The sequence below is a fragment of the Streptomyces sp. NPDC053076 genome, assembly GCF_044546845.1.
Taxonomy (GTDB): domain Bacteria; phylum Actinomycetota; class Actinomycetes; order Streptomycetales; family Streptomycetaceae; genus Streptomyces.
Map to the genome: position 1 here is coordinate 71,617 of NZ_JBITZL010000010.1, position 26,115 is coordinate 97,731.

Genomic DNA, 26,115 nt, shown 5'->3' on the forward strand with positions numbered 1-26,115 from the left:
GTGATGTGGCCGCCCCAGGTTCCACCGGTGACTCCAGGATGCCCTGTGGGATCACCGGGGGAATGCTGTGACTCGAGCGGGCCCGGGAGCGAACCCCGCGCGCTCCCGGGCCAGGACGTCACGGCGTGGCGTGCCGGGCCGTGTTCGCCACGATCGCGTCCCGCATGTACACGGCCAGACCGGGCCGGACGGCCTCGTACGTGGCGGTGAAGCGCTCGTCGGCGACGTACATCTCACCGAGGCAGGCGTGCATCTCGTGCCCGCAGTCATAGTACGCGCGCGTGATGAACCGGCGGTGCTCCTCGGCGACGTCCATGGCCGCCTCCGAGACGGCGGGCACGCCGTCGCCGAGCAGGGCGGCCATCCGGTGGTGGATCGCGTCCATCTCCCCGTTGATCCGCTTCCAGTCCTCCTTCGTGTACGAGGCGGTACGGCGCTGCGACTGCCGGTACGCCTCGGTGTCGCCCCAGCGTTCCTCGACCTCGTCCGCGTAGCGGTCCGGGTCGAAGTCGCCGAAGACCTCGAACTTCTCCTCCGGCGTCAGGTTGATGCCCATCGTGCGTGCCTCCATGGCGTGCTCCACGGCCGCGGCCATCTTCTGCAGCTTCTCGATCCGGGCGGTCAGCAGTTCGTGCTGGCGGCGCAGGTGCGCGCGCGGGTCCGCGTCCGGGTCGTCGAGCAGGGCCGCGACCTCGTCGAGCGGAAAGCCGAGTTCCCGGTAGAACAGGATCTGCTGGAGCCGGTCGAGGTCGGTGTCGTTGTAACGCCGGTGTCCGGCGTACGTGCGCTCGCTGGGCACGAGCAGGCCGATCTCGTCGTAGTGGTGCAGGGTACGCACCGTGATCCCGGCGAACCCCGCGACCCGTCCCACGGAGTAGCTCACTTTTCCGCTCCCTCGGTCGGTACGCCTCCACGCTGACGCCTCACGTCACGTGAGGTGCAAGCCCGCTCCCTTTCGGGATGTTGTGTGACTTTCGTCCGTTTATGGTGAGCCCGTGGCTCAGGAGACGACGCAGCAGGCGCCCCCGAGCGCCTCGACGGCCCCGGCGCGGGCGCTGCTGCCGTTCATCCTGCCCGCGGTCGTCGTGGGCGTGACCGCCAGCCTGATCTTCGTCGGGGTGAGCACGGCGGCGGAGCAGCTCCAGCACGTGCTGTGGGGGCCCCTGCCGGACGCGCTCGGCGTGGGCCGCTACTCCGTGCTGTGGATGTTCGTGATGCTCGTGGCGACCGGGATCGCCGTCGGGCTGGTGGTCTGGAAGGTCCCCGGCCATGCCGGGCCCGACCCGGCCACCATCGGGCTGAACGCCCCGGTGCTGCCGGCGGCCGTGCTGCCGGGGCTGGTGCTGGCGACCGGGCTGATGCTGGCCGGCGGCCCGAGCCTGGGCCCGGAGAACCCGATCATCGCCGTGAACGTGGGCCTCGCGGCCTGGCTGGGCGGGCGTCTTCTGCCCAGGACACCGGACAGTCTGTGGCCGGTGCTGGCCGAGGCGGGGACGATCGGCGCGCTGTTCGGCACACCGGTGGCGGCGGCGTTGGTCATCTCCGAGGCACTGGCCGGGCAGCCGATGCGCGGGCGGCTGTGGGACAACATCTTCGCGCCGCTGACCGCCGGCGCCTGCGGGGCCATCACCACCACCCTGGTGGCCCATCCGACCTTCGACCTCGGGCTGCCGGCCCTGGGCCACCCGCACTGGCGGGACGTGGTGGCGGCGCTCGTGATCGCCTCGGTGGCCGCGCTGCTCGGCATGTGCGCCGTCTACGCCTTCCCGTACGTCCACGCGGGCTTCGGGCGGCTGCGGCACCCGATGCTGATGCTTCCGGCGGGCGGGGCCGTACTGGGGGCCCTGGCGGCCCTCGGCGGTCATCTGACGTTGTTCAAGGGCCTGTCGGAGGTCGGGAAGCTGGCCCAGGACCCGGAGGGCTGGTCGGCGGGGCACTTCGCCACGATGACGGTGGTGAAGCTGGCCGCGCTGGTCGTCGCAGCGTCCTGCGGCTTCCGGGGCGGCCGGATCTTCCCCGCGGTCTTCGTCGGCACCGCCCTGGGCCTGTGCGCCCATGCGCTCGTGCCGGCCGTGAACCCCTCCCTCGGCGTCGCCACGGGTGTGCTGGGCATGCTCCTGGCGATCACCCGGCAAGGCTGGGTGAGCCTCTTCACCGCCGCCGTCCTCGTCGCCTCACCCAGCATCATCGCCGTGCTGTGCATCGCCTCGCTGCCGGCCTGGCTGCTGGTGACGGGCCGCCCGCAGATGCAGCTCCGCGAGGACGGCACCCCGGTCCGCTGACTCCCATCCCCCTGGAGGCACTCCTATGGCTCTGCACAAAGGTCCCGCGCAGCACGAGACGCGGACGGTGTCGGTCAACCCGTTCTTCGGGGAGGCCAACCCGGTCGGCGGCATGACCGAGGACCCGCCCACGCACCGGCTCCCGGACGCCCCGCTGCCCCCGTCCACGGCGTACCAGCTGGTGCACGACGAGCTGATGCTGGACGGCAACGCCCGGCTGAACCTGGCCACCTTCGTCACCACCTGGATGGAGCCGCAGGCCGGGGTGCTGATGGCCGAGTGCCGGGACAAGAACATGATCGACAAGGACGAGTACCCGCGCACCGCCGAGCTGGAACGGCGCTGCGTGGCGATGCTCGCCGATCTGTGGAACGCGCCGGACCCGTCGGCCGCGGTGGGCTGTTCGACCACCGGATCGAGCGAGGCGTGCATGCTCGCCGGGATGGCACTGAAGCGGCGTTGGGCGAAGCGGAACGCCGACCGGTACCCGGGGGCGCGCCCCAATCTGATCATGGGCATCAACGTCCAGGTGTGCTGGGAGAAGTTCTGCAACTTCTGGGAGGTGGAGGCCCGGCTGGTCCCGATGGAGGGCGACCGCTTCCACCTGGACCCGCAGGCCGCCGTCGCACTGTGCGACGAGAACACCATCGGGGTGGTCGGCATCCTCGGTTCGACCTTTGACGGCTCCTACGAGCCGATCGCCGAGCTGTGCGCGGCCCTGGACGGCCTGCAGGAGGTCACCGGCCTGGACGTCCCGGTGCATGTGGACGCTGCCTCGGGCGGCATGGTGGCGCCCTTCCTCGACGAGGACCTGGTGTGGGACTTCCGTCTTCCGCGGGTGGCCTCGATCAACACCTCGGGGCACAAGTACGGGCTGGTCTACCCGGGCGTCGGCTGGGCCCTATGGCGGGACAACGAGGCCCTGCCCGAGGAGCTGGTCTTCCGGGTCAACTACCTGGGCGGAGACATGCCGACCTTCGCCCTCAACTTCTCCCGGCCCGGCGCCCAGGTGGTGGCGCAGTACTACACGTTCCTGCGGCTGGGCCGGGAGGGCTTCCGGGCGGTGCAGCAGTGCACACGGGACGTGGCGACCTCGCTCGCCGGGAAGATCGAGGCCCTCGGCGACTTCCGGCTGCTCACGCGCGGGCAACAGCTGCCCGTGTTCGCGCTGGCCACGGCAGAGGGCGTCACGTCGTACGACGTCTTCGACGTGTCCCGGCGGCTGCGCGAGAGCGGCTGGCTGGTGCCCGCCTACACCTTCCCGGCCAACCGTGAGGACCTCTCCGTGCTGCGGATCGTGTGCCGCAACGGCTTCTCGCACGACCTGGCCGACCTGTTCGTGGCCGACCTGACCCGGCTGCTGCCCGAGCTGCGCCGGCAGCAGCACCCGCTGACCCGGGACAAGGACGCGGCCACCGGCTTCCACCACTAGGCCCGGTTCGCGCCACCACCACCGGCCGGCGTGCGCCCTGGCGGCACCGGCCCCGGCGGCCTGGCCGGGCGTCGTCAGCGGTCGTCCTCCGGGTGCCGCTCCCCCGTCGCGTACGGGTTCTCCTGCCCCTCGGCGAGCACGCCGACGAAGGGCTCGCCCTCACCCGCGAAGGTGTACGCGCCCGCCTCCAGGCGGGCTATCAGGTCCCGGGTCCAGGACTCGTGGGAGTCGGCCGTGTGGATCCACAGGTGCATGATCTCGCCGATGTGGCCGAGCTGAGCGGGGCCGCCGTCGGGGATGTAGTGCTCGGTGACGGAGGCCCGCCAGCGCTCGATCCGGCGCATCCGCTCCCGGAGCAGCTCCAGGACCTCGGCCCGGGGCAGCTCGACCAGGAAACCGATGGCGGCCGACTGGACGTCCGTCTTCTGGTCGTAGGAGACCAGGAACTCGCGCAGCAGCCGGAAGAACTCCTCCTCGCCGCGGTCCGTGATCTCGTACTCGGTGCGCGGCGGGCCGCCCGCCGTGGACGGCGCGATCTCGTGCGCGTGCAGCAGCCCTTGCTTGGCCATCTGCTTCAACGCGTGGTAGATCGAGCCCGGCTTGGCGTTGGACCACTCGTGCGCGCCCCAGTACTCCAGATCGCTCCGGACCTGGTAGCCGTGGGCCCGCCCGTGCTGGCGGACCGCGCCGAGCACGAGGAGACGGATCGCTGACATGGGGTCCAGGTTAGGACCCCGCGATCATCCCCAGGAGCCGCCCTGCTCCAGCGCCACCAGCTCGAACGCCGTCTTCCCGTCCAGCGACTCGCGGATGATGTCGGCGTGGCCGGCGTGCCGGGCCAGCTCGCGGATCAGGTGCAGACCCAGCCAGCGCAGTGAGACACGGCCCTCCGGCGGGAACCAGGGGTCGGGGGGCAGCGGGAAGGTGTCGTCCAGGCTGGGCGCGGAGCGGATGAACTTCTCCGTCTCGGCGGCCACCTGCTCCCAGTACGCCAGCTGCGAGGCGACCGTCTCGTCACCGACCAGTCGAAAGGTCTCGTGCCAGTTGGACTCGTCGCGGTGGACCGCCGGCGGCTCCTGCCGGGCGCGGGCGATCCAGCTCTGCTCCACCTCGGCGACGTGCTTGAGCAGGCCGCCCAGGGACAGCTCGCTGACGCTGGGACGGGTCCGGGCCTGCTCCTCGGTCAGCCCGAGCAGCGACCGGCGGATCCCGCCGCGCTGCTCCTCGATGAACGCGAGCAGCGCCCCCCGCTCGTCGCCCTTCGCCTCTGCCGGAACATGCGTGACCATGGCGTGCCGCCTTTCGTCGGGCCGCTCACCGGGGCCGTTTCCCCGGTACAGAAGACGCTACGGGCCATTGAGGTCAGTTCCTGTCCTCAATGGCCCCGGTGCGCCGAAGGGGCGGCCCCGGTATGCCGGAAGGGCGGCCGGCCCCGGTACACCGAAGCGGCGGCCCGGCACGCGGAAGAGGTGGCCCGGCACGCGGAAGAGGTGGCCCGGCACGCCGGAAGGGTGCCTAGAACGGGAATCCGCTGCGGCCGTGCTGGACCGAGATCCACTTGACCGTGGTGAACGCCTCCAGCGTCGTCTCGCCGTTGAGGCGGCCGAGGCCGGAGTGCTTCTCGCCGCCGAAGGGCACGATCGGCTCGTCGTGGACGGTGCCGTCGTTCACGTGGAACATGCCGGTGTCGATCCGCTTGGCGAAGGCCACGCCCCGCTCGATGTCTCCGGTGTGGACGGCGCCGCTGAGGCCGTACGGGGTGCTGTTGACGATCCGGACCGCCTCCTCCTCGCCGTCGAACGGGACGAGGAAGACCACTGGTCCGAACACCTCTTGCTGGAGCAGCGCGGAGTCGGCGGGGACGCCGGTCAGTACGCTGGGCGAGACCAGGTTGTCGGTCGTGGTGCCCCGCACCAGAGCGGTGGCCCCCTCGGCGATCGCCTGCTCGACGGTGCCGGAGATCGCGTTGGCCTGTGCGGAGTTGATCATCGGGCCGATCACGGTCTGCGGGTCGCGCGGGTCGCCGACCTTGAGGGTGCGGACCTTGGCGACGAACTTCTCGGTGAACTCCGCTGCGACGGAAGCGTCCACGAGGACCCGGTTGGCGGCCATGCAGACCTGGCCCTGGTGCACGAACCGGCTGAAGACCGCCGCGTCCACCGCGTAGTCGAGGTCGGCGTCGTCCAGCACCACCAGCGCGCTGTTGCCGCCCAGTTCGAGGATCGAGCGCTTGAAGTGCTGGGCGCACACGGTGGCGACGTGCCGGCCGACCTTGTCGGAGCCGGTGAAGGAGATGACCTTGGGGACGGGGTGCTCGAGGAACGCGTCCCCGATCTCGGCGATGTCGGTGACGACGACGTTGAGCAGGCCGCCGGGCAGCCCGGCCTCCTCGAAGATCTTCGCGAGCAGGGTGCCACCGGCGATGGGCGTGTTCTGGTGCGGCTTGAGCACCACGGCGTTGCCGAGGGCGAGGGCCGGGGCGACCGACTTCAGGGAGAGCAGGAAGGGGAAGTTGAAGGGGCTGATCACGCCCACGACGCCGACCGGCACCCGGTAGACGCGGTTCTCCTTGCCGTCGACCGGGGAGGGCAGGATCTTGCCCTCCGGCCGCAGCGCGAGATGGATCGACTCGCGCAGGAACTCCTTGGCGAGGTGCAGTTCGAAACCGGCCTTCACGCGCGTGCCGCCGAGTTCCGCGATGATCAGGTCGGCTATCTCCTGCTCGTGGTCCTCTATCCACCGCAGCGCCCGCTCGAAGACCGTGCGCCGGGTGTAGGGGTTGGTCTCGGCCCACTTCTTCTGGGCGCGGGCGGCGGCCTGGTACGCCTGGTCCACCTCGTCGACCGTGGCCACCGTGATCGAGGCCAGTTTCTCGTCGTCGTAGGGGTTGAAGTCGATGACGTCCCAGGAGCCCGTGCCCGGGCGCCACTCGCCGTCGATGTACTGCTGGGCCAGGTCGGTGAAGCAGGACGCCATGTGATCCCTCAATCGCTAGCGGACACCAGATCTACGCCACGTCTGATCGGACGTCATCGTACTTGCGAGAGAAGGGAGTTGAGCAGGGAGCCGGGTCAGGAGAGCTGTAGGAGACCGCGGAGCACGTCCCGGCTCTCGTCCGGGCCGGGGCTGTCCTGCTGCAGCTCCTTGAGGGCCTGTTCGTACTGGGCGACGTCCTCGCGCTTGTCCAGGTAGAGGGCGCTGGTCAGCTGTTCCAGGTAGACCACGTCGGACAGGTCGGCGTCGGGGAAGCTGAGGATGGTGAAGGCGCCGCTCTCACCGGAGTGCCCGCCGAAGCTGAACGGCATGACCTGGAGCCGCACGTTGGGGCGCTCGGAGATGTCGATCAGGTGCTGGAGCTGGCCGCGCATCACCTCGCGGTCCCCGTAGGGACGGCGCAGGGCGGCCTCGTCCAGGACGATGTGGAACTCGGGGGCGTTGTCGGAGAGCAGGTATTTCTGCCGCTCCAGCCGCAGGGCCACCCGGCGTTCGACGTCGGCGACGCTCGCGCCCTTCATGCCGCGCCGGACCACCGCGCGGGCGTACTCCTCGGTCTGCAGCAGGCCGTGCACGAACTGCACCTCGTAGACGCGGATCAGCGAGGCGGCGCCTTCCAGGCCCACATAGGTGGGGAACCAGCTGGGCAGGACGTCGGTGTAACTGTGCCACCAGCCCGCCACGTTGGCCTCACGGGCGAGGGAGAGCAGCGACTCGCGTTCCGCCTCGTCGTTGATGCCGTAGAGCGTCAGCAGGTCTTCCACGTCTCTGGTCTTGAAGCTCACCCGGCCCAGCTCCATGCGGCTGATCTTCGACTCGGAGGCGCGGATCGAGTAGCCCGCCGCCTCGCGCGTGATCCCCCGCGATTCCCGCAGTCGCCTGAGTTGCGAGCCGAGCAGCATCCGCCGCACCACCGATCCGGGCTCTCCCGCGCTCACGTTCGCCAGCCTCCCCAACCGTCTTCAGGGGCCGAAGTCTGCCACTAAAACACTTCGAGCAGTACTCGTCCGGTTACGGAAACGGAAAGAGCTCGGCCGTTTCTGCCGGGTCCCGACCGGTAAGAGGTCCGGACCTCTGGCAAGTCCGACAGGAAGATGGCAGAAAAAATGGCCAAGAAGTGGTACGGGAAGTGCCATTTCGGTCGCGTGCACGTGCATCTGCCCTTGCATCTGCTCTGTGGTTCCGAAACCATGGGTCCGCGCCACCGCTGCATCGCAACGACCGCGAATTCCCGGGAGTGCCTCGCATGGGGACGAATGGATCGACCATGCTCAAGCCGTTACGGCAGGGCCTTCCGCCGTTGGATCCCGCAGCCGTGTCCGATGCCGCCTCCTGTGCCCTCCCCGCCCGCTACGAGGCGGTGCGCGAGGCCCGGCGCTTCACCCGGGACACCCTGGACAAGTGGGACGTCGGCGACCGCTTCGACGACATATGCCTGGTCGTCTCCGAACTCGTCACCAACGCCCTGCGCCACGCGGTGCCGTCCGACCCGTGCCGTACCGACGAGCACCACCCGTCCGTGCGGCTGCACCTGATGCGCTGGACCGAGCGGCTGGTGTGCGCGGTGCGCGACCCGAGCCACGAGACCCCGGTCCCGCGGGACTCGGACGACTTCTCCGCCGAGTCGGGCCGCGGTCTGTTCCTGGTCGACTCCTTCGCGGACAGCTGGGGCTGGCACCCGCTGGCGGGCGCCCTGGACGGCAAGGTGGTATGGGCGCTGTTCCGGCTCCGGCCGGCCGGCTGATCCGGCACCGCACGGACGGACGCCCTCTATCTACGCGCGTACACCCGTCGCGGCCGCCCGCGGTACGGCCAAAGCCCGCCCGACATCGTTGCCACCGTCCGCGACGGTGGCCCCGGCGGTCAGCTCGCGATCAGGTGGTCGAACTCGCCGTCCTTCACACCGAGGAGCATCGCCTCTATCTCCGCGCGCGTGTAGACGAGCGCCGGCCCGTCCGGGAAGCGCGAATTGCGTACGGCGACCTCACCGCCCGGCAGTCGCGCGAACTCCACGCAGGAGCCCTGCGAGTTGCTGTGCCTGCTCTTCTGCCAGGCCACTCCGTCCAGCTGCGTGGCAGCCATGCCGTTGTACACGTCGTACCCCCCGTACACGCCGTCAACGTCGCGGTCCACAGGTCGCTCCCCGGTGTGCACTGGCTGGTGAGGCCATAGATGCTGTAGTCAACTGAACCGGATCATAGCCCGCTTCACGTGCAGGTGCAGGAGCAAATGCACGTGCACGAGGGGTGTTCCCACAGTTACAGCTTTGACGTGCGCTTTACCCGAGTCGCTCCGGCGCCTGCCCCGGAGCAGGCAGGACCTGTCCCCGCCGGCCCCCGGCCGGCCCGCTCCCATGATCCTTTGCGCCATCGTCTGAGCCGGGCCGTCCGGGTCGAACCCCTCTTCCTAGGAAGAGACGCGTACCGCGCCCTTCCTGTTCCAGGGGTTCAGGAGATGGTCCAGTCCGTGGGATTGGCCGGATCGTCGTCCGTCCACCGGAGGGACGGCATCCGCTCGATGTCGTAGTGAGTACCCGTACCTCTACGACGCCGGAGAAGCCGATGTTTCCGTAGGAGGCAGCCCTCCTGGTGATGACCCTACTGCTGGTAGCTTGCGCTGCGGGCGTCCGGCTCGGGCGGCCGGCCGCTACCGCTTGGGGGCTTTCCGGTGACGTGTGCGACAGCGAGAGTACGGAGCGCGGCCCTGGCCGCGGGACTGGTGGGCGCGCTGGCGCTGACGGCGTGCAGCGGCGGCGGCTCCGGGGAGGAGAACGGCTCCTCGTCCACGCCGAACACGTCCACGGCACCGTCGGCGAACACCGCCTCCCCTTCCGTGACCGGCGCCTCCGCCGAGATCCAGGGCAGCTGGATCACCACCGCCGGCGGCACGATCGTCGCCCTGGTGATCAACGGGAAGCAGGCCGGGGTCTTCGCGACCGGTGGGACCGTGTGCAACGGGACCGCGGGGGCCGAGAACGGCAGGCAGACGCTCCACCTGACCTGCGCCGGCGATGGCGAAGGTCGGACCACCGGCAGGGTCGACTCGGTCGACGGCACGACGCTGAAGGTGACCTGGTCAGGCAAGACCGGGCAGGAGACGTACACCAAGGCGGAGGGCGGGAAGCTGCCGTCGGGCTTGCCGACAGCGCTGAAGCAGTGAGTACGGAGCGGCGAAGGTAGCGGTACGGGCGGTCATTCGGGCAGGGGCGCGCGGGTGGTCGTTCCGGAGGGATGCGGGATGGTCGCTCCGGAAGAGCGCGCGGGTGGTCGCTCCGGAGGGATGCGGGGATGGTCGTTCCGGAGGGGCGCGCGGGTGGTCATGCGCCGGGGGCGCGCGGATGGTCCCCGGAAGGTTGTTCCGGAGGGGCGCGCGAGCGGGGTTCGGGTGCAGGCGCCATGATGCAAGGGCACCGTCACCACCTGGACAGGGACTGCTCATGCGCGCCATTCCGCTCACCGTCACCGCCCTCGCCGCCGCCCTGCTGCTGACCGCCTGCGACGACGGTGGCGGCAAGAACGGTGACAGCGACAGCTCGGCCTGCGAGATCGGCGGGGTCTCCGTGCAGATCGGGTCGGCGAGCGTGGCACCTGCCGCCGGGGACAGCGGCGAGATCCCGGTCAGCATCACCAACCAGAGCGCCCCCTGCACCCTGGACCACTTCCCGGCCGTCACGCTGAGCACCGGCGACGCCGAGAAGACCGTGCCCGCGCTCAAGGACGCGAAGGCCCAGAAGCTGAAGCTCGCCAAGGGCGACTCCGCGACCTTCTCCATCAGCTACGTACGGGGCAAGGACGGCGACGAGAACGCCCTGACCGCGAAGGACGTGAGGATCAGCCTGCCCGGCTCCGACACCGGCCAGAGCTTCCCGTGGAAGTACGGCCCGGTCGCGGGCAAGGCCGACGGGAGCGGGCCGGACGCTTCCGTGAGCGCCTTCCAGCAGGTCGGCGACTGACGCTCACTCCAGTCGCGGGCGGGTCCTCACCTGTGCCCGGTCCGCCGCGCGTGCGCCCTCGGTCCAGCCCGCCGCGTCGCTGACGCCGCGCAGCCGGGTCGTGGTGGTCTCCGGGAACATGCGCTCCAGCCGGCCGGTGACGGCTATCGCGCGCGTGGCCAGCACCGGCAGCAGATCCTGGGTCACCTGGGTCTCGGCGGCAGCCGCGAGCCGGTCACCGACGCGGTGGGCGTAGGCCGCGAGGAACGACTGCCGGAAGGTCTTGGTCCGCTTGCGCCCGCCGGCCCGCTGGGCGGCCTCCGCCTTGGCCATCGCGTGCGTGGCCTGCACCAGCAGCGAGGTGTAGAGCAGCTCGACCGCCTCCAGGTCCGCCTCGAAGCCGACGACCGTGGAGAAGCCGAGCGGTTCGTTCCACACCGCACGGCAGTGGTTCGCCGTGGCCACCGCGTCCAGCAGGACCGCCTTGGCCTGTTCGTACGGCGGCTCGACCCCGATGCGGCAGGCGCCGGGCGCGTCCGGCGCGGGCGCCTCGGCGGCGAGCAGCGCCTCGTCGACGCTGTGCCTGGCCATCAGCTCCTGCGCTTTGGCGCTGAGCGCCTCCGCCTCCTCCGGATAGCCGGTCGCCTCGGCCTTGGCGAGCAGCGCGCGGATGCGGGTGAGCATGCGGGAGGCAGCCGGGCCGGGGGCACGGCGGGTCTCCTCCTCCAGGGGCTCCAGTGCGGGCAGGCGCAGCAGCAGGCGGTACAGCTCCAGGACGGTCGTGGCGTGCGAGAAGCGGTCGGCGGTGCGCTCGGGCGCGGCGGGCAGCGCCGCCAGCTGACCGGCCCAGCGCCGCCCGCGCGGGCGGTCCCGCCCGGCCTGCGCCCGGATCAGAGCGGCGGCCAGGCGGACGTGTTCGTCCTCCAGCTCACGCGCCACCAGCCGTACGACATCGGCGGGCTGCCAGCCGCGCTGCCAGGCCGTCGCCGCGAAGTCCTCGCCGCGGCGCGCCAGTTCGGCGTCGGCGGCCGGATCGGCGGCGAGCAGGGAGGCTCCCGTGTCGAGGCCCGTGTCGGTGTCGTCGTAGAGGGCGGCGCGGAAGGCCCGCTCGACGGTGCTGGCGGTACTGGTCACACCGCCGATCGTGCCACGCACCACCGACAGGCGGCGCCAGCCGTCCACAGCCTGTGGACGGCTGGCGCGGTCAGGGCGACGGGGAGGCGGGGAGGGCGGCGTCGGCGGGTCCCGCAGGCGGGCGGCGCGGCCGGGAGGACGCCGACGTCTCACTCCCCGGAATTCCGCCCTGCGCGCGCGGACGGGCCCCAAGCATGGCCGCATGATGGACACCTCTCTCTACGCGGCGTTCCTGATCGCCGCGTTCGCACTCTGCGTCACCCCAGGGCCCGACATGATGTTCATCGTGGCGGTGGGCGGCCGGGGCGGCCCGCTGACCGGGGTGACGGCCGCCGCGGGTGTGGCGTGCGCGATGTTCGTGCACGCGGTCGCCGCGGCGCTCGGTCTGTCCGCACTGTTCCTGGCCCTGCCCGCGCTCTACCACGTGCTGCGCTGGGCGGGCGCGGCCTATCTGCTGTTCCTCGCCGTCAGGGCGTTCCGCGGCGACGGCGAGCCGGCCGGGACCGGGCCGGCGCCGGGGAAGGGGCGCCGACGGGCCTTCTGGCGCGGCGCCGTCACCAATCTCCTCAACCCCAAGGTGATCCTCTTCAACGTCTCCTTCCTGCCGCAGTTCGTGAACCCGGACCTGGGGCACGTACGGGAGGAGTTCCTCGTGCTGGGCTGCACGATCACGGTGATGGGCCTCCTGGTGGACGGCTCGGTCGGACTGCTCTCCGGCAAGCTCGCCTCGCTGCTGCGGCGCAGCAGGCGGGTGGCGCGGGGCCTGGACTACTTCAGCGGGACGGTGTTCGCCGGGCTCGCGGTCCGGCTGGCCGCCACGCCCAAGTAGGGCCGGAACCCACGCCAGGAGGGGTGTCAACCAATGGTTGACACCCCTAAGGTGGCAACCTACGGTTGACACCATGGCGAGCAACCCGAACCTCACGGCATCCGTCCGCCTCGACGACCTCATCGACGCCATCAAGAAGGTCCACCCCGAACCCCTCGACCAGCTCCAGGACGCGGTGATCGCCGCCGATCACCTCGGTGACGTCGCCGACCACCTGATCGGGCACTTCGTCGACCAGGCCCGCCGCTCGGGCGCGTCCTGGACCGACATCGGCCGGAGCATGGGCGTGACCCGGCAGGCGGCGCAGAAGCGTTTCGTACCCAAGGAATCCGCCGACCTCGATCCCAGCCAGGGCTTCAGCCGCTACACCCCGCGCGCGCGTAACGTGGTCATGGCCGCGCACAACGAGGCCGTGGCCGCCCGCAACACCGAGGGCCGCCCCGAGCACCTGGTCCTCGGCCTGCTGGCCGAGCCCGAGGGCCTGGCCGCGAAGGCGATCACCGCGCAGGGCGTCCTCCTGGACGCCGTACGTCAGGCGGCGACCGCCGCGCTGCCGCCGGCCGCGGACGACGTCCCCGGCCTCGTCCCCTACGGCCCCGAGGCCAAGAAGGTCCTGGAGCTCACCTTCCGCGAGGCCCTCCGGCTCGGCCACAACTACATCGGCACCGAGCACCTCCTGCTGGCCCTGCTGGAGCACGAGAACGGCCAGGGCGTCCTCAGCGGCCTCGGCATCACCAAGGCGGCCACCGAGGAGCGGCTCACCGCGATGCTGGCGCTGCTGCGGGAAGGGAAGCCCGACGCAGACGGCTCGCGGGAATAGAACCGCAGGTCAGCGTGATTGTCAGACCTCCCTGCCACACTCGCACTCATGACCGACCGGTGGGCTCTCGCACCGGCCGAGGACGGAGGCGTGTACGTCGCCCCCCTCGGCCCGGACGGGCTGCCCGCCGGACCGGTGCGGCGGGAGAGCGAACTCGCCGCGGCGGTGCGGAGCCGCCCGGAGGTGACACGCTGGGTGTGGCGGTCTACCCCCGAGGTCTACCCGCGTCTGCTCGCCACGGGGGTGCGAGTGGAGCGGTGCTACGACGTCGAGGACGCCGAGACACTCCTGCTGGGCCACGAGGGCCGGTACGGCGAGCCACACTCGGCCGCCGCCGCCCTGGCCCGCCTCCGCGGCGGCCCCGTCCCGCCCGACCCGCCGCAGCGCGCGGCCGAACCGGGCGCCCAGTCCCCGCTGTTCGAGCCCGCCGGCACCCGCCTGCCCCTGCCCGACCTGCTCGCGGTCTACGCCGACCAGCTGCGACGGCACGAGAAGACCGCCCATCCCGACCGGATGCGGCTGCTGACCGCGGCCGAGTCGGCCGGGATGCTGGTGGCCGCCGAGCTGAACCACGCCGGTCTGCCCTGGAGCGCCGAGGTGCACCGCGAGCTGCTGCACACCCTGCTCGGCGAGCGGTACGCGGGCGGCGGCGAACCGCGCCGCCTCGCCGAGCTGGCCGACGAGGTGTCCGCCGCCTTCGGTCGCCGGGTGCGTCCGGACCTGCCCGCCGACGTGATCAGGGCCTTCGCGCAGGCAGGGATCAAGGTGAAGTCCACCCGGCGCTGGGAGATCCGGTCCGTCGACCACCCTGCCGTCGCGCCCCTGCTGGAGTACAAGAAGCTGTACCGCATCTGGGTGGCCCACGGCTGGTCCTGGCTGCAGGACTGGGTGCGCGACGGCCGCTTCCGCCCCGAGTTCATCGCCGGTGGCACGGTCACCGGGCGCTGGGTGACGAACGGCGGGGGCGGCCTGCAGATCCCCAAGGTGATCCGCCGGGCCGTGGTCGCCGACCCCGGCTGGCGGCTGGTGGTGGCCGACGCCGACCAGATGGAACCGCGCGTGCTGGCCGCGATCTCCCGCGACCCCGGCCTGATGGAGGTGGCCGGCCGCGAGAGCGACCTCTACCAGTCCGTCTCCGAACGCGCCTTCTCCGGCGACCGGGACCAGGCCAAGATCGCCGTGCTCGGCGCGGTCTACGGCCAGACCTCCGGCGACGGTCTGAAGAACCTCGCCGCGCTCCGCCGCCGCTTCCCCAAGGCGGTCGCCTATGTCGACGAGGCGGCCCGCGCGGGCGAGGAGGGCCGGCTGGTGCGCACCTGGCTGGGCCGCACCTGCCCGCCGGCCGCCGGGTCGGGTGAGGACGCGGCGGAGGAGGCCGGCATCCCGGTCGGCGAGGAGGAACCGGAGGGGCAGGCCGGCTGGGTCCCCGGTTACGCCTCCACGAACTCCCGTGCGCGGGGCCGCTTCGCACGGAACTTCGTCGTGCAGGGCAGCGCCGCCGACTGGGCTCTGCTGCTCCTCGCCGCGCTGCGCCGGGCCTGTGCGGAGCTGAGGGCCGAACTGGTCTTCTTCCAGCACGACGAGGTGATCGTGCACTGTCCCGCCGAGGAGGCCGACGCCGTCGTCCAGGCCATCCGCGAGTCCGCCGCCCTCGCCGGCCGGCTGACCTTCGGCGAGACACCGGTGCGGTTCCCGTTCACGACGGCGGTGGTGCAGTGCTACGCCGACGCCAAGTGAGCCGCCCCGCATGACCTGGTGAGCCTTCGAGAAACTCCCGCGCTTACACCGGACCGCCGATCAGCCCGCCGAAAGCTCCCGCGCTTACACCAGACCGCCGATCAACCCGCCGAAAGCTCAGCCAACCCCACCCGACCCACCGGTCAGCCCGCCAGAAGCTCTCGCAGCTCCACCAGCACGGCCTGCTCGTCCGTGCCGTCCAGTGCCGCTCGTGCCGTGCGCCAGGCGTCGTACGCTTCCGCCCGCCGCCCCTGCTCGCGCAGGAGGAACCCGTGCTGGTGCAGGGCCAGCCCGCCCATGTAGCGGTCGGCGCGGGCGTCGGCCCGGCGCAGCAGCTCGGCGCACTCGCCGGCCGCCCGCTCGGACTCCCCCAGCTGCCGCAGCGCGCGGACCAGGCCGAGCCGGGTCTGGGACTCGCCGTGCCAGTCGCTGTGGCCGCCGAGGATGCGCAGACTCTCCTCGAAGTGCCGGGCGGCCTCGTCCGGTTCGCCGAGCGTGAGATGGGCGTAGCCGATGTTGCAGTGCGCCGAGTGCCGCACGATGACCGCGCCGATCGCGTCCCCGATCGCCAGCGAGTGCCGGTGCTGCTCGATGGCGGCGCGCGGATCGGTGTGTTCGTACAGGTTGCCCAGGTGGCTGCGGGTGACGGCCTCACCGTAGGGGTCGTTCAGCAACCGCGAGTAGGCCAGGCTCTGCCGCAGCGCCTCCCCCGACTCCTCGAACCGCCCGAGCCCTTGCAGCAGCAGCCCGCGGTTGTTCAAGCAGCGGCGGATCCGGGAGGCCGTGCCCAGCCGCGCCCAGATCTCCAGGGCCTGGTCGGTGAGGAGGAGGGCGTCGTTCTGTCGGCCCGTCAGGAAATGCAGTCCGGCGAGATCGCCCAGCGCGTACGCCTCGGCCGCCGGGTCCCCGAGCCGCCGTGCCACACCGAGCGCGGCCCGTCCCAGCACCTCCATCTCGGCGACCCGGCCGCTGCGCTGCACATAGGGAAAGAGCAGCCGGGCGAGCACCGACAGGTGGGCGGCCGTACGCGGATCGTCGGTGTCCGCGTTCCGCGCCACCAGGGCGACGACGTTCTCCAGCTCGACCTCACCCCAGGCGAATGCTTCTTCGGCCGACCCGAAGAACCCCAGCGCGGCCAATTCCGCCGTGTGCGCGGCCGGCTGCGCGGCGGTCGGCCGCCGCCGGTCGTCCTCGTCGAGCCCGGGCCCGACGACCGCGGTCAACACCCGCTCGGCCACGGCGGCGTACCAGCGGAGGGCGAGGAGGTCGGTGGTGGTGGGGGCGTCGGTGCCGTCGGGAGCCCCGGTGGCGGCCCCGGGTGCGGGTGTGGCGGCGGTCCGCGTGTCGGCGGTGTCCGCCAGTTCGCGGGCGAAGTCGCGGACCAGGTCGTGCGGTGCGTAGCGGCCGTACGCCGTCTCCTCCAGCAGGGCGACGTCGACCAGGCGGTCCAGCGCGGCCTCGGCCCGCCGCTCGTCGGTGCCGGTGAGCCGGGCGATGAGCGGGGCGCCGTAGGTCGGCAGGTCGAGCGCGCCGATGCGGCGCAGCGCGCGGGCCGCGTCCCGGTCGGCCTCGCGCTCGGCGGCGGCGAGCGCGTCATGGGCCACGGCCAGGGACCGGCGCACACTCAGGTCGTCGTACTCAAGGTGGTGCAACCGTCCGCCGGTGGCGGCCAGTTGCCCGGCAAGGACGTCCGGGGTGAGGGCCCGGCGGGCGGCGAGCCGGGCGGCGACGACGCGCAGCGCCAGCGGAAGCCGGCCGGTCAGCTCGACCAGGGCGTGGGCGGCGTCCAGGCCCGGGCGTCCGCTCACCGCGCGGAGCAGCGCCGCACTGTCCTCGCCGGTCAGCGGGGAGAGCGGGAAGCGGCGGGCGCCGTCGAGCGCGGTGAGCGGCGAGCGGCTTGTGACGATCACCGCGCAGCCGGGCCCGGCCGGCAGCAGGGGTCGCACCTGGGCCGCGTTCGCCGCGTCGTCCAGCAACAGCAGGATGCGGGCCGGCGCGAGCAGTGAACGGAGCAACGCGGAAGCCGCATCGGGGTGTTCGGGGATGTTCCGGGGCTCGACGCCGAGGTCGCGCAGCAGCGCGGTGAGCGCCCGCGTGGCGGCGAGCGGGGTCATGCCGGGGGTGGCGCCGTGGAGGTTGACGTAGAGCTGACCGTCGGTAAAACGCTCCCGCAGCTCATGGGCGACGTGCAGGGCCAGAGCGCTTTTGCCGACGCCGGCCATGCCGCTGATCACCACGACGGCGGGGGCCGGCGCGGACGGCTCGGTCAGTGCCCGGCCCAGCTCGCGGCACACGTCGCCGCGGCCGGTGAAATGGGCGGGCGGAGCCGGCAGCTGGGCCGGGCGCGGGGTCTGCCGCGCGGCCGGGACGGCGCCGTTCTGCGGGGAGTCAGCTGTCTCAGAGGCCCGGGGGCTCGTAGAAGTCGCAGAGGCCCCGGGGGACGCTGAGGCCCCGGCGGACGCAGAGATGCCAGGGGACGTGGAGGCCCCGGCGGACGCAGAGCTCCCAGGGGACGTGGAGGCCCCAGGGGACGTGGAGGTCCCGGAGTCCACGGGAACCGGCGGGACCGAGGCACCCCTGACCCCGTCGGCGGGCAACTCGCCTTGCCGCGGCTGACCGTCCCGGCCGGCCGGCTGCCGATCGCCGGGGGCCTCGGGCCGCCACTGCCGATCGCCGGCGGCCTCGGGCCTCCGCTGCCGGTCTCCTCGGGCCTCGGGCCGTCGCTGTCCGTCGTCGCTCCCCCGCAGCACCTCGACGTGCGCCTCGCGCACCGCCGCGCCGGGTTCAATGCCGAGTTCCTCCACCAGGCGGGTACGCAGATCACGGTGGACGGCGAGGGCCTCGGCCTGGCGCCCGGTCCGGTGCAGGGCAAGCATCAGCTGACGGTGGTACGCCTCGCGCAGCGGATGCTCGGCGACCAGGGCCGCGAGTTCGGGTACGAGGGCGGCCAAGCGGGCTCCGCCGAGAGCGAGTTCGGCGTCGTAGCGCCACTCCAGCAGAAACAGCCTGGCCTGCTCCAGGCGCCGCACGAGGGCGTAGCCGCCGATGTCGGCGGGGAGCCCGCTGAGCGGGGTGCCACGCCACAGCGCCAGCGCGGCGGCGCAGGCCCGCACGACACCCGTCCAGTCGCGTCGCGCGTGCGCGGAACGCGCCTCGGCGACCCGGGCGTCGAAGACGTACACGTCCAGCTCGCCGGGGTCGACCCGCAGCACATAGCCCGGCGGTACGGCCCTGAGCCGCTCGGGGTCGTCGAGGAGTCGGCGCAGCCTGGTGACGTGGTTGTGCAGGGATGCCTGCGCGGACATGGGCGGCGCGCCACCCCACAGCGCGTCCTTCAGCGACTCGACCGACACGACCCGGCCGGGCTCCAGCAGCAGCGCGGCGAGCAGTGCGCGGACCTTGGGACTGCCGATGGCGTGGACGTGGTTGTCCAGCGCGTCGGCGCCGGCCTTCTCGGCGGGACGAGCGGGAGTGGTGTCGCCGTTGACGCCGGAAGAGGTGCCGCCATTGACGCCCGGAGAGGTGCCGTTGACGCCCGGAGAGGTGTCACTGACGGGCTTGGGAGCCGTGTCGCCTGGGGACTTGGGAGCCGTGTCGCTGAAAGACCCGGGAGCCATGTCGCCGGAGGACCCGGAAGGGGTGTCGCCAAAGGACCCGGAAGAGGTGTCGTACGAGATCCCGTACGGGGGTCGGTCGTAGAGGACCGGCGGTCCCAGCAGTCCGAAGCGCAGCGCGCACCGCCGCATCACGCCGCTTCACAGCCTTCCGACGCGGTCGGGGTCGACCGCACTCCGCAGCGGGCCTGTGCCCGCCGTTGCTTGGCGGAATCCCGCCCTGTCCACAGCGGTTTCCCGCCACCTTCCGTCTGCCTGTACGGCATCGGAATCCGCCCCTCCCACGGGCCGTTGCCGTTATCGCCGGACGACTTCCAGCCACCCGGTTCGCGGCCCGCCGACGAACCGTTGGCCACATGTTAGCGATCCGTTGGCGAATCCTGATGTGATCATTCCATCGGATCTGGCCCGACGGCGCGCGCGTATGTCGCGTAACTCGGGGGAGTGTCGCCGTAGGCCGGATCCGGGGACGACAAGGGCCCCGGTCGGCGGAGGTGAACGACCGGGGCCCCCGTCCCGTTTTCGTGTCCCGGCTGCTCACCAGGACCTGACCGCGCCCTACCGCGGCCGACCTCGGCCGCCCGCCCGGATCGATCGTGAGCATGCCCGGCCCTGGCCACGCACCCGAACTCCGGCCGCACCCGAACTCCGGCCGCACCCGGTCCGTTTCCCCGCTCAGATCACCGGCGGACGCCCCAGGCGGGTAAGCCGCCACACCGTCCGCCAGCGCATGGGCCGCCGTTCACCGGCCGGCTGCCGCAGCCCCTCCGCGAACCCGCCGAACCACGCCTTGAGTCCCGGCAGGGAGCGGGTCCGGGCGAGGGTGAGGAGCGTCCACACCCCGAGGTGCACCGGGACGAGCGGCAGCGGCAGGCGGCGGCGGACGAGCCAGACGCGGTTGCGGGCGTTGACCCGGTAGTAGATGGCGTGCCGGGCCGGTGAGGTCCGGGGGTGCTGGAGGAGCAGCTCGGGGGCGTACAGGATCTTCCAGCCGGCGTCGGCGGCCCGCCAGGCGAGGTCGGTCTCCTCGTGCGCGAAGAAGAACTCGGCGGGCCAGTCCCCGGTCTCGGCCAGCATCGCCATCCGCAGGGCGTGCCCCCCGCCGAGGAATCCGGTGACGTAACCGCCGCGCAGCGGATCGGACTTGCCCACCCGGGGCACGTGCCGCTGCTGGGTCTCGCCGTGCTCGTCGGCGATACGGAAGCCGACGATGCCGAGGCGGGGGTCGGCGGCGTACAGGTCGCGGACCCGGCGCAGCACGTCGGGGTCGACGAGCAGCCCGTCGTCGTCCAGCTCCACGACGACGTCCACGTCCCCGAGGGCCCGCAGCCGGGAGAGGGCGACGTTCCGGCCGCCGGGACAGCCGAGGTTCTCCTCGACGTCGATGGTGGTGACCTCGCCGGGCAGGGAGAGCCGGCGGGCGAACTCGGGCAGCCGGCAGCCGTTGCCGACGATCACGATGCGGGCGGGGGCGAGGTCCTGCTTGGCCACGGATTCCAGCAGGGCGTCGACCTCGGCGGGCCGGTTGCCCATCGTCACCACGGCGACGGCGATCCTCGGCTCCACCACGTTCCTCACCCCATCCGGCCGACGGCGGCAGCGCTACCCGACCGCGCACTGCCCGCCGTTCACCAAGATGTTGCCTCAGGGCCCCGGGTTCACCGGACGCCGATTCACTTTGCCGCGTCTTTGATCCGGTTTTATGGTCGTGTTTCCCTGTCCTCGCCGTCGACGGACCCCCCGCGACCCGCGCACGGCGCCGCCACCGAGCCGAAGGAACGACGAAACCCCAGGCCGGATGCCGCTGACCTGGGGTTCCAGTGGAGCCGCGATGCCGGCCGCCCGCCGGGCCGTTGCCCCGTGCTGCCGGTTACGACGCGCCGTCCTCCGAGGTCGCCTTCCGTCGGCGCGCATCCCGCACCGCGGTGTGGACCCGGAGGGTGACGTCGATCAGCAGGGCCAGGGCCGTAAGGGCGTCGGTCAGGGCACTCAAGCTTTCCACGGTTGTCGTTCCGTCCTCTCTTCCACCTGCCGCGGCGGTCGCTGCGATCGCCGTGTGTCCCATTGGCGCCGAACGGGCCTCGGGATCCCAGCGGGGTGGAAAAGTGGGTGCCGGTGGGGACGACGTGAGACGGGCGTGGACGGGCGTGCCCGGGCCGACGCGCGCGAGGAGGAGGGCGGCGAAGCATGGCGGAGGAGTCTCGGGGCGGACTGCTGCCGGAGGCGGAGTTCGCGGCATGGCTCGTCGGGCTGAAGGTCCGCAGCGGCGATCCCACCCTGGAGGAGCTGTCGAGGCTGACCGGCCAGGTGCCGCGTGGGCATCAGGTGCCGAAGTCGACGTTGGGAAAGGCGTTGCAGGGCCGCAGTCTCCCGTCGCTCGACGTGGCGGTGGCAGTCGCCCAGGCTTGTGTTCTGCACGCGGGCGGGACCACCAGTGCCCTGTCCGCGACCCGGCTGGAGTGCGCGGACCGCTGGATTCGGGCGAAGTCCGCCCAGCAGGTGGCGAAGATCAGCCGTAATACGCCGGAGAAACCTCGAGGGGATTCCGATCTGGCTGCGCTTCAGCAGCGCTCCGAGGCGGAGGAAGCGTTCCTCGCCAAGTACTACCGGTGCATGACGGCCTCGTTGGACCGGATGGAGCTCTTCGGTGTCACCCTGCGCCAGCAGGACTTCAGCTATCGCATGAGTACCTCGTACATCAGTCTCAACGCGGTGCGGCACGTCTCGGCGTCGCAGAACCAGCCCCAGGCTCGGACTCCGGCGTCGCAGAACCAGCCCCAGGCTCGGACTCCGGCACCGGCCTCCTACGACGGCAGTGACAGCGGGCCCCTGCGGGTGGAGTACGCCATCGCACGCTCCCGGCGCGTTCTGATCCGGGGAGACGCAGGGTCGGGCAAGACGACCCTGTTGAAGTGGATCGCCGTCGGTGCCATGCACAGCACGCTGCCGACCCCCATGGAGATGTGGAACCGGGCTGTGCCCTTCTTCGTCCCCCTGCGGCATTTCGCCAGGGAACTGCCCACGCCGGAGCAGTTCCTGGACTACGCGGCCCGGACCTTGGCCGCCGCCGCGCCGCGGGACTTCGTGCGGAACTCTCTCGAATCGGGCCATGCCATCCTGCTGATCGACGGCGTGGACGAGCTGCCCAGCGGGCGGCGGGGGGAAGTCCGGGACTGGTTGCGCGAACTCACGCACAGCTACGAGAAGTGCCGTTACGTGATCACGTCTCGGCAGGCCGCCATCGACAGTGGGTGGCTCGCCGACACCGGTTTCCTGTCGCTGGAACTCACTCCGATGAGCCTGTCGGACCAGAACCTCTTCATCTCGCACTGGCACACCACCATGCAGTCGGCCGTGAGCGACGAGCAGGAACGGGACCGGCTGCGGGAACACGAGAAGGCCCTCGTGCGGAGCATGGCCGAGCGCCGTGAGTTACGCCGGCTCGGAAGCAACCCACTTCTCTGCGCATTGTTGTGCGCACTGCACTGGGACCGGGAGATGCACCTCCCCAACGACCGGCTGAAGCTCTTCGAGGCAGCCTTGGAGATGCTGCTGGTACGACGTGATCAGCAGCGGAACATCGCCGGGGACGCCGTCCGCCTCAGCACCGGGGTCCAGGAGCTGATCCTCAGGAAGCTCGCCTACTGGATGATCCGCAACGACCTCACCGAGGTCTCACTGGAGCAGCTGACGGAACGGGTGGGGAGCTATCTGAGGGAGACCCTGGACGACACGCTCGACCCGGCTGCCGTTGCTCAGCACCTTCTCGTCCGCACCGGCCTGCTGCGGGCTCCCGCTGTCGGCCGCGTCGACTTCGTGCACCGTACGTTCCAGGAGTACCTGGCCGCGGAGCAGCTGCTCAACGACGACGACCTCAACTTCCTGATCAAGCACGCGCACGAGGACCAGTGGCAGGACGTCGTCGTCATGACCTCCGGACGGGCACGCGACTCGGAACGCAACCATCTCGTCAAGGCCCTGCTGAAGCGGGCCCGCAGGGACAAGACCCATCGCGTGCGGCTGATCGTGCTCGCCGTGGACTGCGCGGGCAACGCGCCCTCGCTCGCCGCCGAGCTGCGGCGGGAGACGCAGACGCGGGCACGGGAGCTGATCCCTCCCCAGGACAGGAAGCAGGCGGAGGCGCTGGCCTGTCTTGGTGAGGTGGCGCTGGACCAGATGCCCACGCCGGCGTCCGGACTGGGGGTGCATGAGGTGGAGGCGATCCTGCACACCTGCCGTCTCGTCGGCGGCGCGGCCGCCCTACGGGTCCTGGCCCGTTACGCCAGACACTTCGACCTGGCCATCGAGCGCCAACTGATCGAGATGTGGAACGATTTCGACCGCGGGGAGTACGCCCGCGTCGTGCTGTCCGCTCTGTCCGAGATCAGCTGGCTCACCGCGGACGCGGAATTGCTTCCGTACCTGTCGTGTCTCACCAACCTCGTCCGGCTCCGGATCGACGGCCCGGTGCCTAGTTACGAGCCGGTCAGGCAGATGGACAGCCTGCGTGAGCTGACGCTCGTCGACCCGACGCCGGAACTGAGCGGACTGACCGTTCCTTCGACGCTGCGGGCGCTCTCCATCATCGGCCGGGTCGAACGCCGCTCGTTCCAGCAGCTCCTCCTGCCCTCCGTCGAAACGCTGCACGCGGAGGTCCGATGCGGCTCTCCCGGCCTCACGGCATGGCAGTTGGTGGCGGCAATGCCCGAGGAGACTCGCCGGTCCATCACCGCGGTGACCACGGCCGGCCCGGTGTCCGAGATCGAGGTGGAGCACCTGAGCACGAAGTTTCCCGCTCTGAGGGAACTGTCGGCCCGACCGGACTACGTCACAGGAATCGATCAGATCGCGTCCCTCCTGCAACGCCTGAAGAGCCGGACCGGGGTCACCACGTTCCGGCTCGAGGTCTCCGACACCGAGAACCTGGGCAACCAGATAACGGAATCCCTCTTTCTGCACTGGCAGACCACGACCGGCGTCGACGGTTCCGGAAGACTCCAGGCCACGTTCACGCGACGCCCGTGACCGTCACAACGCCCGCGCTCCGACTTCCTTGGTCCCAAGGCGGACGAGATCTCGTGGATCACAGACATGGCGTTGCTGTGCACGGGGCGCGCCGGTCCGACAGACAGCTGTCCCCGACCGATGACTCCCAGCCCCCGGTAACACAAAAGCAGCCCCCGGTAACGCAAAAGGCCAGGTCACGAGTAAGGTGACCTGGCCTTTGTCAGAGCCGCTTTCGGGATTCGAACCCGAGACCTACGCATTACGAGTGCGTTGCTCTGGCCATCTGAGCTAAAGCGGCGCGCTGCCCGCACTATGGTGCGATCAGCAACGTCGGTAAGTCTACACAGTTTCCCGGGGTGCTTCGTACCCGCCCCGGAGAGGGTGGCTCCGGGGCGGGTGGCAGGGCTATGAGCAGCGCTTTCCGGCGGCCGGTGGGGTGCCCCGCAGGAGGTAGGTGTCGATCGCCGTGTCGATGCAGGCACTGCCACGGCCGTACGCCGTGTGACCGTCACCGTCGTAGGTCAGCAGGCGGGCCGAGGAGAGCTGGCCGGCCAGGGACCGGGCCCAGCGGTACGGTGTCGCCGGGTCCCGGACCGTGCCGACCACCACGATCGGCGCCGCCCCCTTCGCCTCGATGCGGTGCGGCTCACCCGTGGCCCGCACCGGCCAGTACGCGCAGTTCAGCGAGGCCCAGGCCAGGCCCGTCCCGAAGACCGGGGACGCCTTCTCGAACGCGGGCAGGGCCTTCTCGACGTCCTCGGGCCCACTGAAAGCCGGCGGCAGGTCCAGGCAGTTCACGGCGGCGTTGGCCATCATCAGATTGCTGAAGTGGCCGCTCACGTCCCGCTCGTAGTAGCTGTCGGAGAGCGCCAGCAGCCCGGCGCCGTCCTGCTCCTTCATCGCCGAGGCCAGCGCCTCGCGCAGCTGCCCCCAGGATCCCTCGTCGTACATCGCCGCGATCACCCCGTTGGTGGCCAGCGCCTCCCCGAGCTTGCGGCCGTCCGCGTCGCCTGCCGGGATGGGGTGGGCGTCCAGCCGGCGGAAGAACGCCCGCAGGTGATCGCCGACCTGCTGGGGCGTCGTGCCCTTCCCGCCGAGCGGGCAGTCGGTGTGCCGTACGCAGTCCTTCGCGAACGCCTGGAACGCCGTCTCGAACCCTGCCGTCTGGTCCAGGTTCAGCCTGAGGGCGTCCACGGACGGGTCCATCGCACCGTCCAGCACCATCCGGCCGACCCGCTCGGGGAACAGGCCGGCGTACGTCGTCCCGAGGAACGTGCCGTACGACGCCCCGACGTAGTTCAGTTTCCGGTCCCCGAGCACCGCCCGCAGGATGTCCATGTCCCGTGCCGCCTCCACGGTGGAGACGTGCCGCAGCAGCCGCGCCGAGTGGGCCCCACAGCTCTCCGCGAACTTGCGGTACTCCGCGACCAGCGCTTTCCGCTCCCGCTGGTCGTCGGGGGTCTGGTCCGTCTGCGCGTACGCGTCCATCTGCCGTCCGTCGAGGCATTCGACGGGCTCGCTGCGGGCGACGCCCCGCGGGTCCACCGCCACCATGTCGTAGCGGGCGCGGACCTGTTCCGGGTAGCCCAGGCCCGCGTACTGCTGGAGGTAGTCGACCGCCGAACCGCCCGGGCCACCCGGGTTGACCAGCAGCGAGCCGAGCGGCTTGCCCTTGCCGGTGGCCTTCTTGCGGGCGACGGCCAGTCGGACGGTGCCCGCGTCGGGGTCGGCGTAGTCCAGCGGGGCCCGCATCGTCGCGCACTGGAATCCGGCGGCACCGCAGTCGCGCCAGCGCAGCCGCTGGTCGTAGTACGGCGTCAGCGCCGACGGCGTCGAACGCGGCAGCGCGGCGAGCGCCGCCTCCACCGTCCCGCCGGCCGATGAGGTCGAGTTTCCCGAGGAGCACGCGGACACGAACAGTGCGGTGGCCGTGAGGAGGGTGGCCGTGAGACGGGCCGTCGTCCGGGTGCGGAGGCCCCGGGTCCGGCCGGAGCGGGGAGATGGCCTGGTGTGCATCAGGCGAGAGTAACGCCGTGCGACGGATCGGGTGCGGTGCGTGGACATGGGGTGCCTCCTACGGGGGACGCGGCGACGCCCTTGTCCCAGTGTCAGCCCGTCGCCCTCCGGGGCCCGCTCGTATCTCGATCCGTCGTCCTCACGGATCACGGCTCGAAGCCCGGCCCGTCGCCTTCAAGGGTCTGCTTGGCGCCCAGTCCGTTGCCCTCATGGGCCGTTCGGATCTCAGGCCGTCGCTCTCACCGGTCCGCTCGGACGTCGCGCCTGGTGTCCTTGGGGCTCAGGCCGCCTGCGCGGGTCGTTCCGTGCTCGGGTCCCG

Annotated in this window: 20 protein-coding genes and 1 tRNA gene; 9 read left to right on the forward strand and 12 right to left on the reverse strand. The window is 71.4% G+C overall.

Annotation, left to right across the window (positions count from 1 at the left end):
• Positions 1–118: 118 nt before the first annotated feature.
• Positions 119–883, reverse strand: a complete 765-nt coding sequence (locus ACIGYR_RS32755) for a MerR family transcriptional regulator (RefSeq protein ID WP_399606648.1) — start codon at positions 881–883, stop codon at positions 119–121.
• 112 nt (positions 884–995) lie between these two features.
• Between ACIGYR_RS32755 and ACIGYR_RS32760 the strand changes: the two genes are divergently transcribed.
• Both ACIGYR_RS32760 and ACIGYR_RS32765 read left to right on the forward strand, forming a co-directional pair.
• Positions 996–2,282 (forward strand): ion channel protein, encoded by a 1,287-nt coding sequence (locus tag ACIGYR_RS32760; protein WP_399606645.1) that lies wholly within the window; start codon positions 996–998, stop codon positions 2,280–2,282.
• Positions 2,283–2,307: 25 nt separating this feature from the next.
• Complete coding sequence (locus ACIGYR_RS32765; RefSeq protein WP_399606643.1) at positions 2,308–3,714, forward strand: glutamate decarboxylase; 1,407 nt, start codon at positions 2,308–2,310, stop codon at positions 3,712–3,714.
• A gap of 74 nt (positions 3,715–3,788) precedes the next feature.
• Here the strand turns inward: ACIGYR_RS32765 and ACIGYR_RS32770 are convergent, their stop codons facing one another.
• The 4 genes from ACIGYR_RS32770 to ACIGYR_RS32785 all read right to left on the reverse strand — a co-directional run bounded on the left by ACIGYR_RS32770 (position 3,789) and on the right by ACIGYR_RS32785 (position 7,610).
• Positions 3,789–4,430: a PadR family transcriptional regulator gene (locus ACIGYR_RS32770; protein WP_391847706.1), complete on the reverse strand. Its 642-nt coding sequence runs from the start codon at positions 4,428–4,430 to the stop codon at positions 3,789–3,791.
• Between the two features lie 24 nt (positions 4,431–4,454).
• Positions 4,455–5,003: a DinB family protein gene (locus ACIGYR_RS32775; protein ID WP_399606641.1), complete on the reverse strand. Its 549-nt coding sequence runs from the start codon at positions 5,001–5,003 to the stop codon at positions 4,455–4,457.
• Between the two features lie 226 nt (positions 5,004–5,229).
• Positions 5,230–6,690: an aldehyde dehydrogenase family protein gene (locus tag ACIGYR_RS32780; protein ID WP_391847704.1), complete on the reverse strand. Its 1,461-nt coding sequence runs from the start codon at positions 6,688–6,690 to the stop codon at positions 5,230–5,232.
• A gap of 95 nt (positions 6,691–6,785) precedes the next feature.
• Positions 6,786–7,610 carry a helix-turn-helix domain-containing protein gene (locus ACIGYR_RS32785; RefSeq protein WP_399606745.1) on the reverse strand — a complete coding sequence of 275 codons (825 nt, stop codon included), beginning with the start codon at positions 7,608–7,610 and terminating at the stop codon, positions 6,786–6,788.
• Positions 7,611–7,975: 365 nt separating this feature from the next.
• On the opposite strand from ACIGYR_RS32785, the gene ACIGYR_RS32790 reads away from it, so the two are divergent.
• Entirely contained in the window at positions 7,976–8,452 is a 477-nt protein-coding gene (locus ACIGYR_RS32790; RefSeq protein WP_391847703.1) for an ATP-binding protein, read from the forward strand.
• A 119-nt stretch (positions 8,453–8,571) separates the two neighbouring features.
• On the opposite strand, the gene ACIGYR_RS32795 is transcribed toward ACIGYR_RS32790, so the two are convergent.
• Positions 8,572–8,841 (reverse strand): DUF397 domain-containing protein, encoded by a 270-nt coding sequence (locus ACIGYR_RS32795; RefSeq protein WP_030651389.1) that lies wholly within the window; start codon positions 8,839–8,841, stop codon positions 8,572–8,574.
• Between the two features lie 534 nt (positions 8,842–9,375).
• Here ACIGYR_RS32795 and ACIGYR_RS32800 point away from each other — a divergent pair.
• Both ACIGYR_RS32800 and ACIGYR_RS32805 read left to right on the forward strand, forming a co-directional pair.
• On the forward strand, positions 9,376–9,867 hold the full coding sequence (locus ACIGYR_RS32800; RefSeq protein ID WP_399606638.1) for a hypothetical protein: 492 nt from the start codon (positions 9,376–9,378) through the stop codon (positions 9,865–9,867).
• 277 nt (positions 9,868–10,144) lie between these two features.
• Positions 10,145–10,660: a DUF4232 domain-containing protein gene (locus ACIGYR_RS32805; protein WP_399606636.1), complete on the forward strand. Its 516-nt coding sequence runs from the start codon at positions 10,145–10,147 to the stop codon at positions 10,658–10,660.
• Positions 10,661–10,663: 3 nt separating this feature from the next.
• Here the strand turns inward: ACIGYR_RS32805 and ACIGYR_RS32810 are convergent, their stop codons facing one another.
• A complete protein-coding gene (locus tag ACIGYR_RS32810; protein ID WP_399606633.1) occupies positions 10,664–11,773 on the reverse strand; it encodes a DUF2786 domain-containing protein in 1,110 nt (369 codons plus the stop codon).
• A gap of 202 nt (positions 11,774–11,975) precedes the next feature.
• On the opposite strand from ACIGYR_RS32810, the gene ACIGYR_RS32815 reads away from it, so the two are divergent.
• From ACIGYR_RS32815 to ACIGYR_RS32825, 3 genes are all read left to right on the forward strand, one after another.
• On the forward strand, positions 11,976–12,602 hold the full coding sequence (locus ACIGYR_RS32815) for a LysE family translocator (protein ID WP_399606631.1): 627 nt from the start codon (positions 11,976–11,978) through the stop codon (positions 12,600–12,602).
• Positions 12,603–12,675: 73 nt separating this feature from the next.
• Complete coding sequence (locus ACIGYR_RS32820; protein WP_399606629.1) at positions 12,676–13,422, forward strand: Clp protease N-terminal domain-containing protein; 747 nt, start codon at positions 12,676–12,678, stop codon at positions 13,420–13,422.
• A 48-nt stretch (positions 13,423–13,470) separates the two neighbouring features.
• Positions 13,471–15,159, forward strand: a complete 1,689-nt coding sequence (locus tag ACIGYR_RS32825; protein WP_399606625.1) for a bifunctional 3'-5' exonuclease/DNA polymerase — start codon at positions 13,471–13,473, stop codon at positions 15,157–15,159.
• 143 nt (positions 15,160–15,302) lie between these two features.
• On the opposite strand, the gene ACIGYR_RS32830 is transcribed toward ACIGYR_RS32825, so the two are convergent.
• The 3 genes from ACIGYR_RS32830 to ACIGYR_RS32840 all read right to left on the reverse strand — a co-directional run bounded on the left by ACIGYR_RS32830 (position 15,303) and on the right by ACIGYR_RS32840 (position 20,766).
• Complete coding sequence (locus ACIGYR_RS32830; protein WP_399606743.1) at positions 15,303–18,905, reverse strand: BTAD domain-containing putative transcriptional regulator; 3,603 nt, start codon at positions 18,903–18,905, stop codon at positions 15,303–15,305.
• A gap of 543 nt (positions 18,906–19,448) precedes the next feature.
• The gene (locus tag ACIGYR_RS32835; protein WP_399606622.1) at positions 19,449–20,342 is read right to left on the reverse strand and encodes a glycosyltransferase family 2 protein; all 894 of its coding nucleotides are present in this window, start codon (positions 20,340–20,342) and stop codon (positions 19,449–19,451) included.
• Between the two features lie 301 nt (positions 20,343–20,643).
• Positions 20,644–20,766, reverse strand: a complete 123-nt coding sequence (locus ACIGYR_RS32840) for a hypothetical protein (protein WP_399606619.1) — start codon at positions 20,764–20,766, stop codon at positions 20,644–20,646.
• A gap of 194 nt (positions 20,767–20,960) precedes the next feature.
• On the opposite strand from ACIGYR_RS32840, the gene ACIGYR_RS32845 reads away from it, so the two are divergent.
• Entirely contained in the window at positions 20,961–23,798 is a 2,838-nt protein-coding gene (locus ACIGYR_RS32845) for an NACHT domain-containing protein (RefSeq protein ID WP_399606617.1), read from the forward strand.
• Positions 23,799–24,004: 206 nt separating this feature from the next.
• On the opposite strand, the gene ACIGYR_RS32850 is transcribed toward ACIGYR_RS32845, so the two are convergent.
• Together ACIGYR_RS32850 and ACIGYR_RS32855 are read right to left on the reverse strand one after the other, a co-directional pair.
• Positions 24,005–24,078 (reverse strand) — tRNA-Thr (locus tag ACIGYR_RS32850).
• Between the two features lie 107 nt (positions 24,079–24,185).
• Positions 24,186–25,796 carry an alpha/beta hydrolase gene (locus tag ACIGYR_RS32855; protein ID WP_391847692.1) on the reverse strand — a complete coding sequence of 537 codons (1,611 nt, stop codon included), beginning with the start codon at positions 25,794–25,796 and terminating at the stop codon, positions 24,186–24,188.
• Between the last annotated feature and the right edge of the window lie 319 nt (positions 25,797–26,115).

Excerpts from the sequence above, each read along its gene's own strand:
- ACIGYR_RS32765 (WP_399606643.1), top strand. The coding sequence starts at position 2,308 with ATGGCTCTGCACAAAGGTCCCGCGCAGCACGAGACGCGGACGGTGTCG.
- ACIGYR_RS32770 (WP_391847706.1), bottom strand. The coding sequence starts at position 4,430 with ATGTCAGCGATCCGTCTCCTCGTGCTCGGCGCGGTCCGCCAGCACGGG.
- ACIGYR_RS32775 (WP_399606641.1), bottom strand. The coding sequence starts at position 5,003 with ATGGTCACGCATGTTCCGGCAGAGGCGAAGGGCGACGAGCGGGGGGCG.
- ACIGYR_RS32780 (WP_391847704.1), bottom strand. The coding sequence starts at position 6,690 with ATGGCGTCCTGCTTCACCGACCTGGCCCAGCAGTACATCGACGGCGAG.
- ACIGYR_RS32785 (WP_399606745.1), bottom strand. The coding sequence starts at position 7,610 with ATGCTGCTCGGCTCGCAACTCAGGCGACTGCGGGAATCGCGGGGGATC.
- ACIGYR_RS32790 (WP_391847703.1), top strand. The coding sequence starts at position 7,976 with ATGCTCAAGCCGTTACGGCAGGGCCTTCCGCCGTTGGATCCCGCAGCC.
- ACIGYR_RS32805 (WP_399606636.1), top strand. The coding sequence starts at position 10,145 with ATGCGCGCCATTCCGCTCACCGTCACCGCCCTCGCCGCCGCCCTGCTG.
- ACIGYR_RS32815 (WP_399606631.1), top strand. The coding sequence starts at position 11,976 with ATGATGGACACCTCTCTCTACGCGGCGTTCCTGATCGCCGCGTTCGCA.
- ACIGYR_RS32820 (WP_399606629.1), top strand. The coding sequence starts at position 12,676 with ATGGCGAGCAACCCGAACCTCACGGCATCCGTCCGCCTCGACGACCTC.
- ACIGYR_RS32825 (WP_399606625.1), top strand. The coding sequence starts at position 13,471 with ATGACCGACCGGTGGGCTCTCGCACCGGCCGAGGACGGAGGCGTGTAC.
- ACIGYR_RS32830 (WP_399606743.1), bottom strand. The coding sequence starts at position 18,905 with ATGCGGCGGTGCGCGCTGCGCTTCGGACTGCTGGGACCGCCGGTCCTC.
- ACIGYR_RS32845 (WP_399606617.1), top strand. The coding sequence starts at position 20,961 with ATGGCGGAGGAGTCTCGGGGCGGACTGCTGCCGGAGGCGGAGTTCGCG.
- ACIGYR_RS32855 (WP_391847692.1), bottom strand. The coding sequence starts at position 25,796 with ATGCACACCAGGCCATCTCCCCGCTCCGGCCGGACCCGGGGCCTCCGC.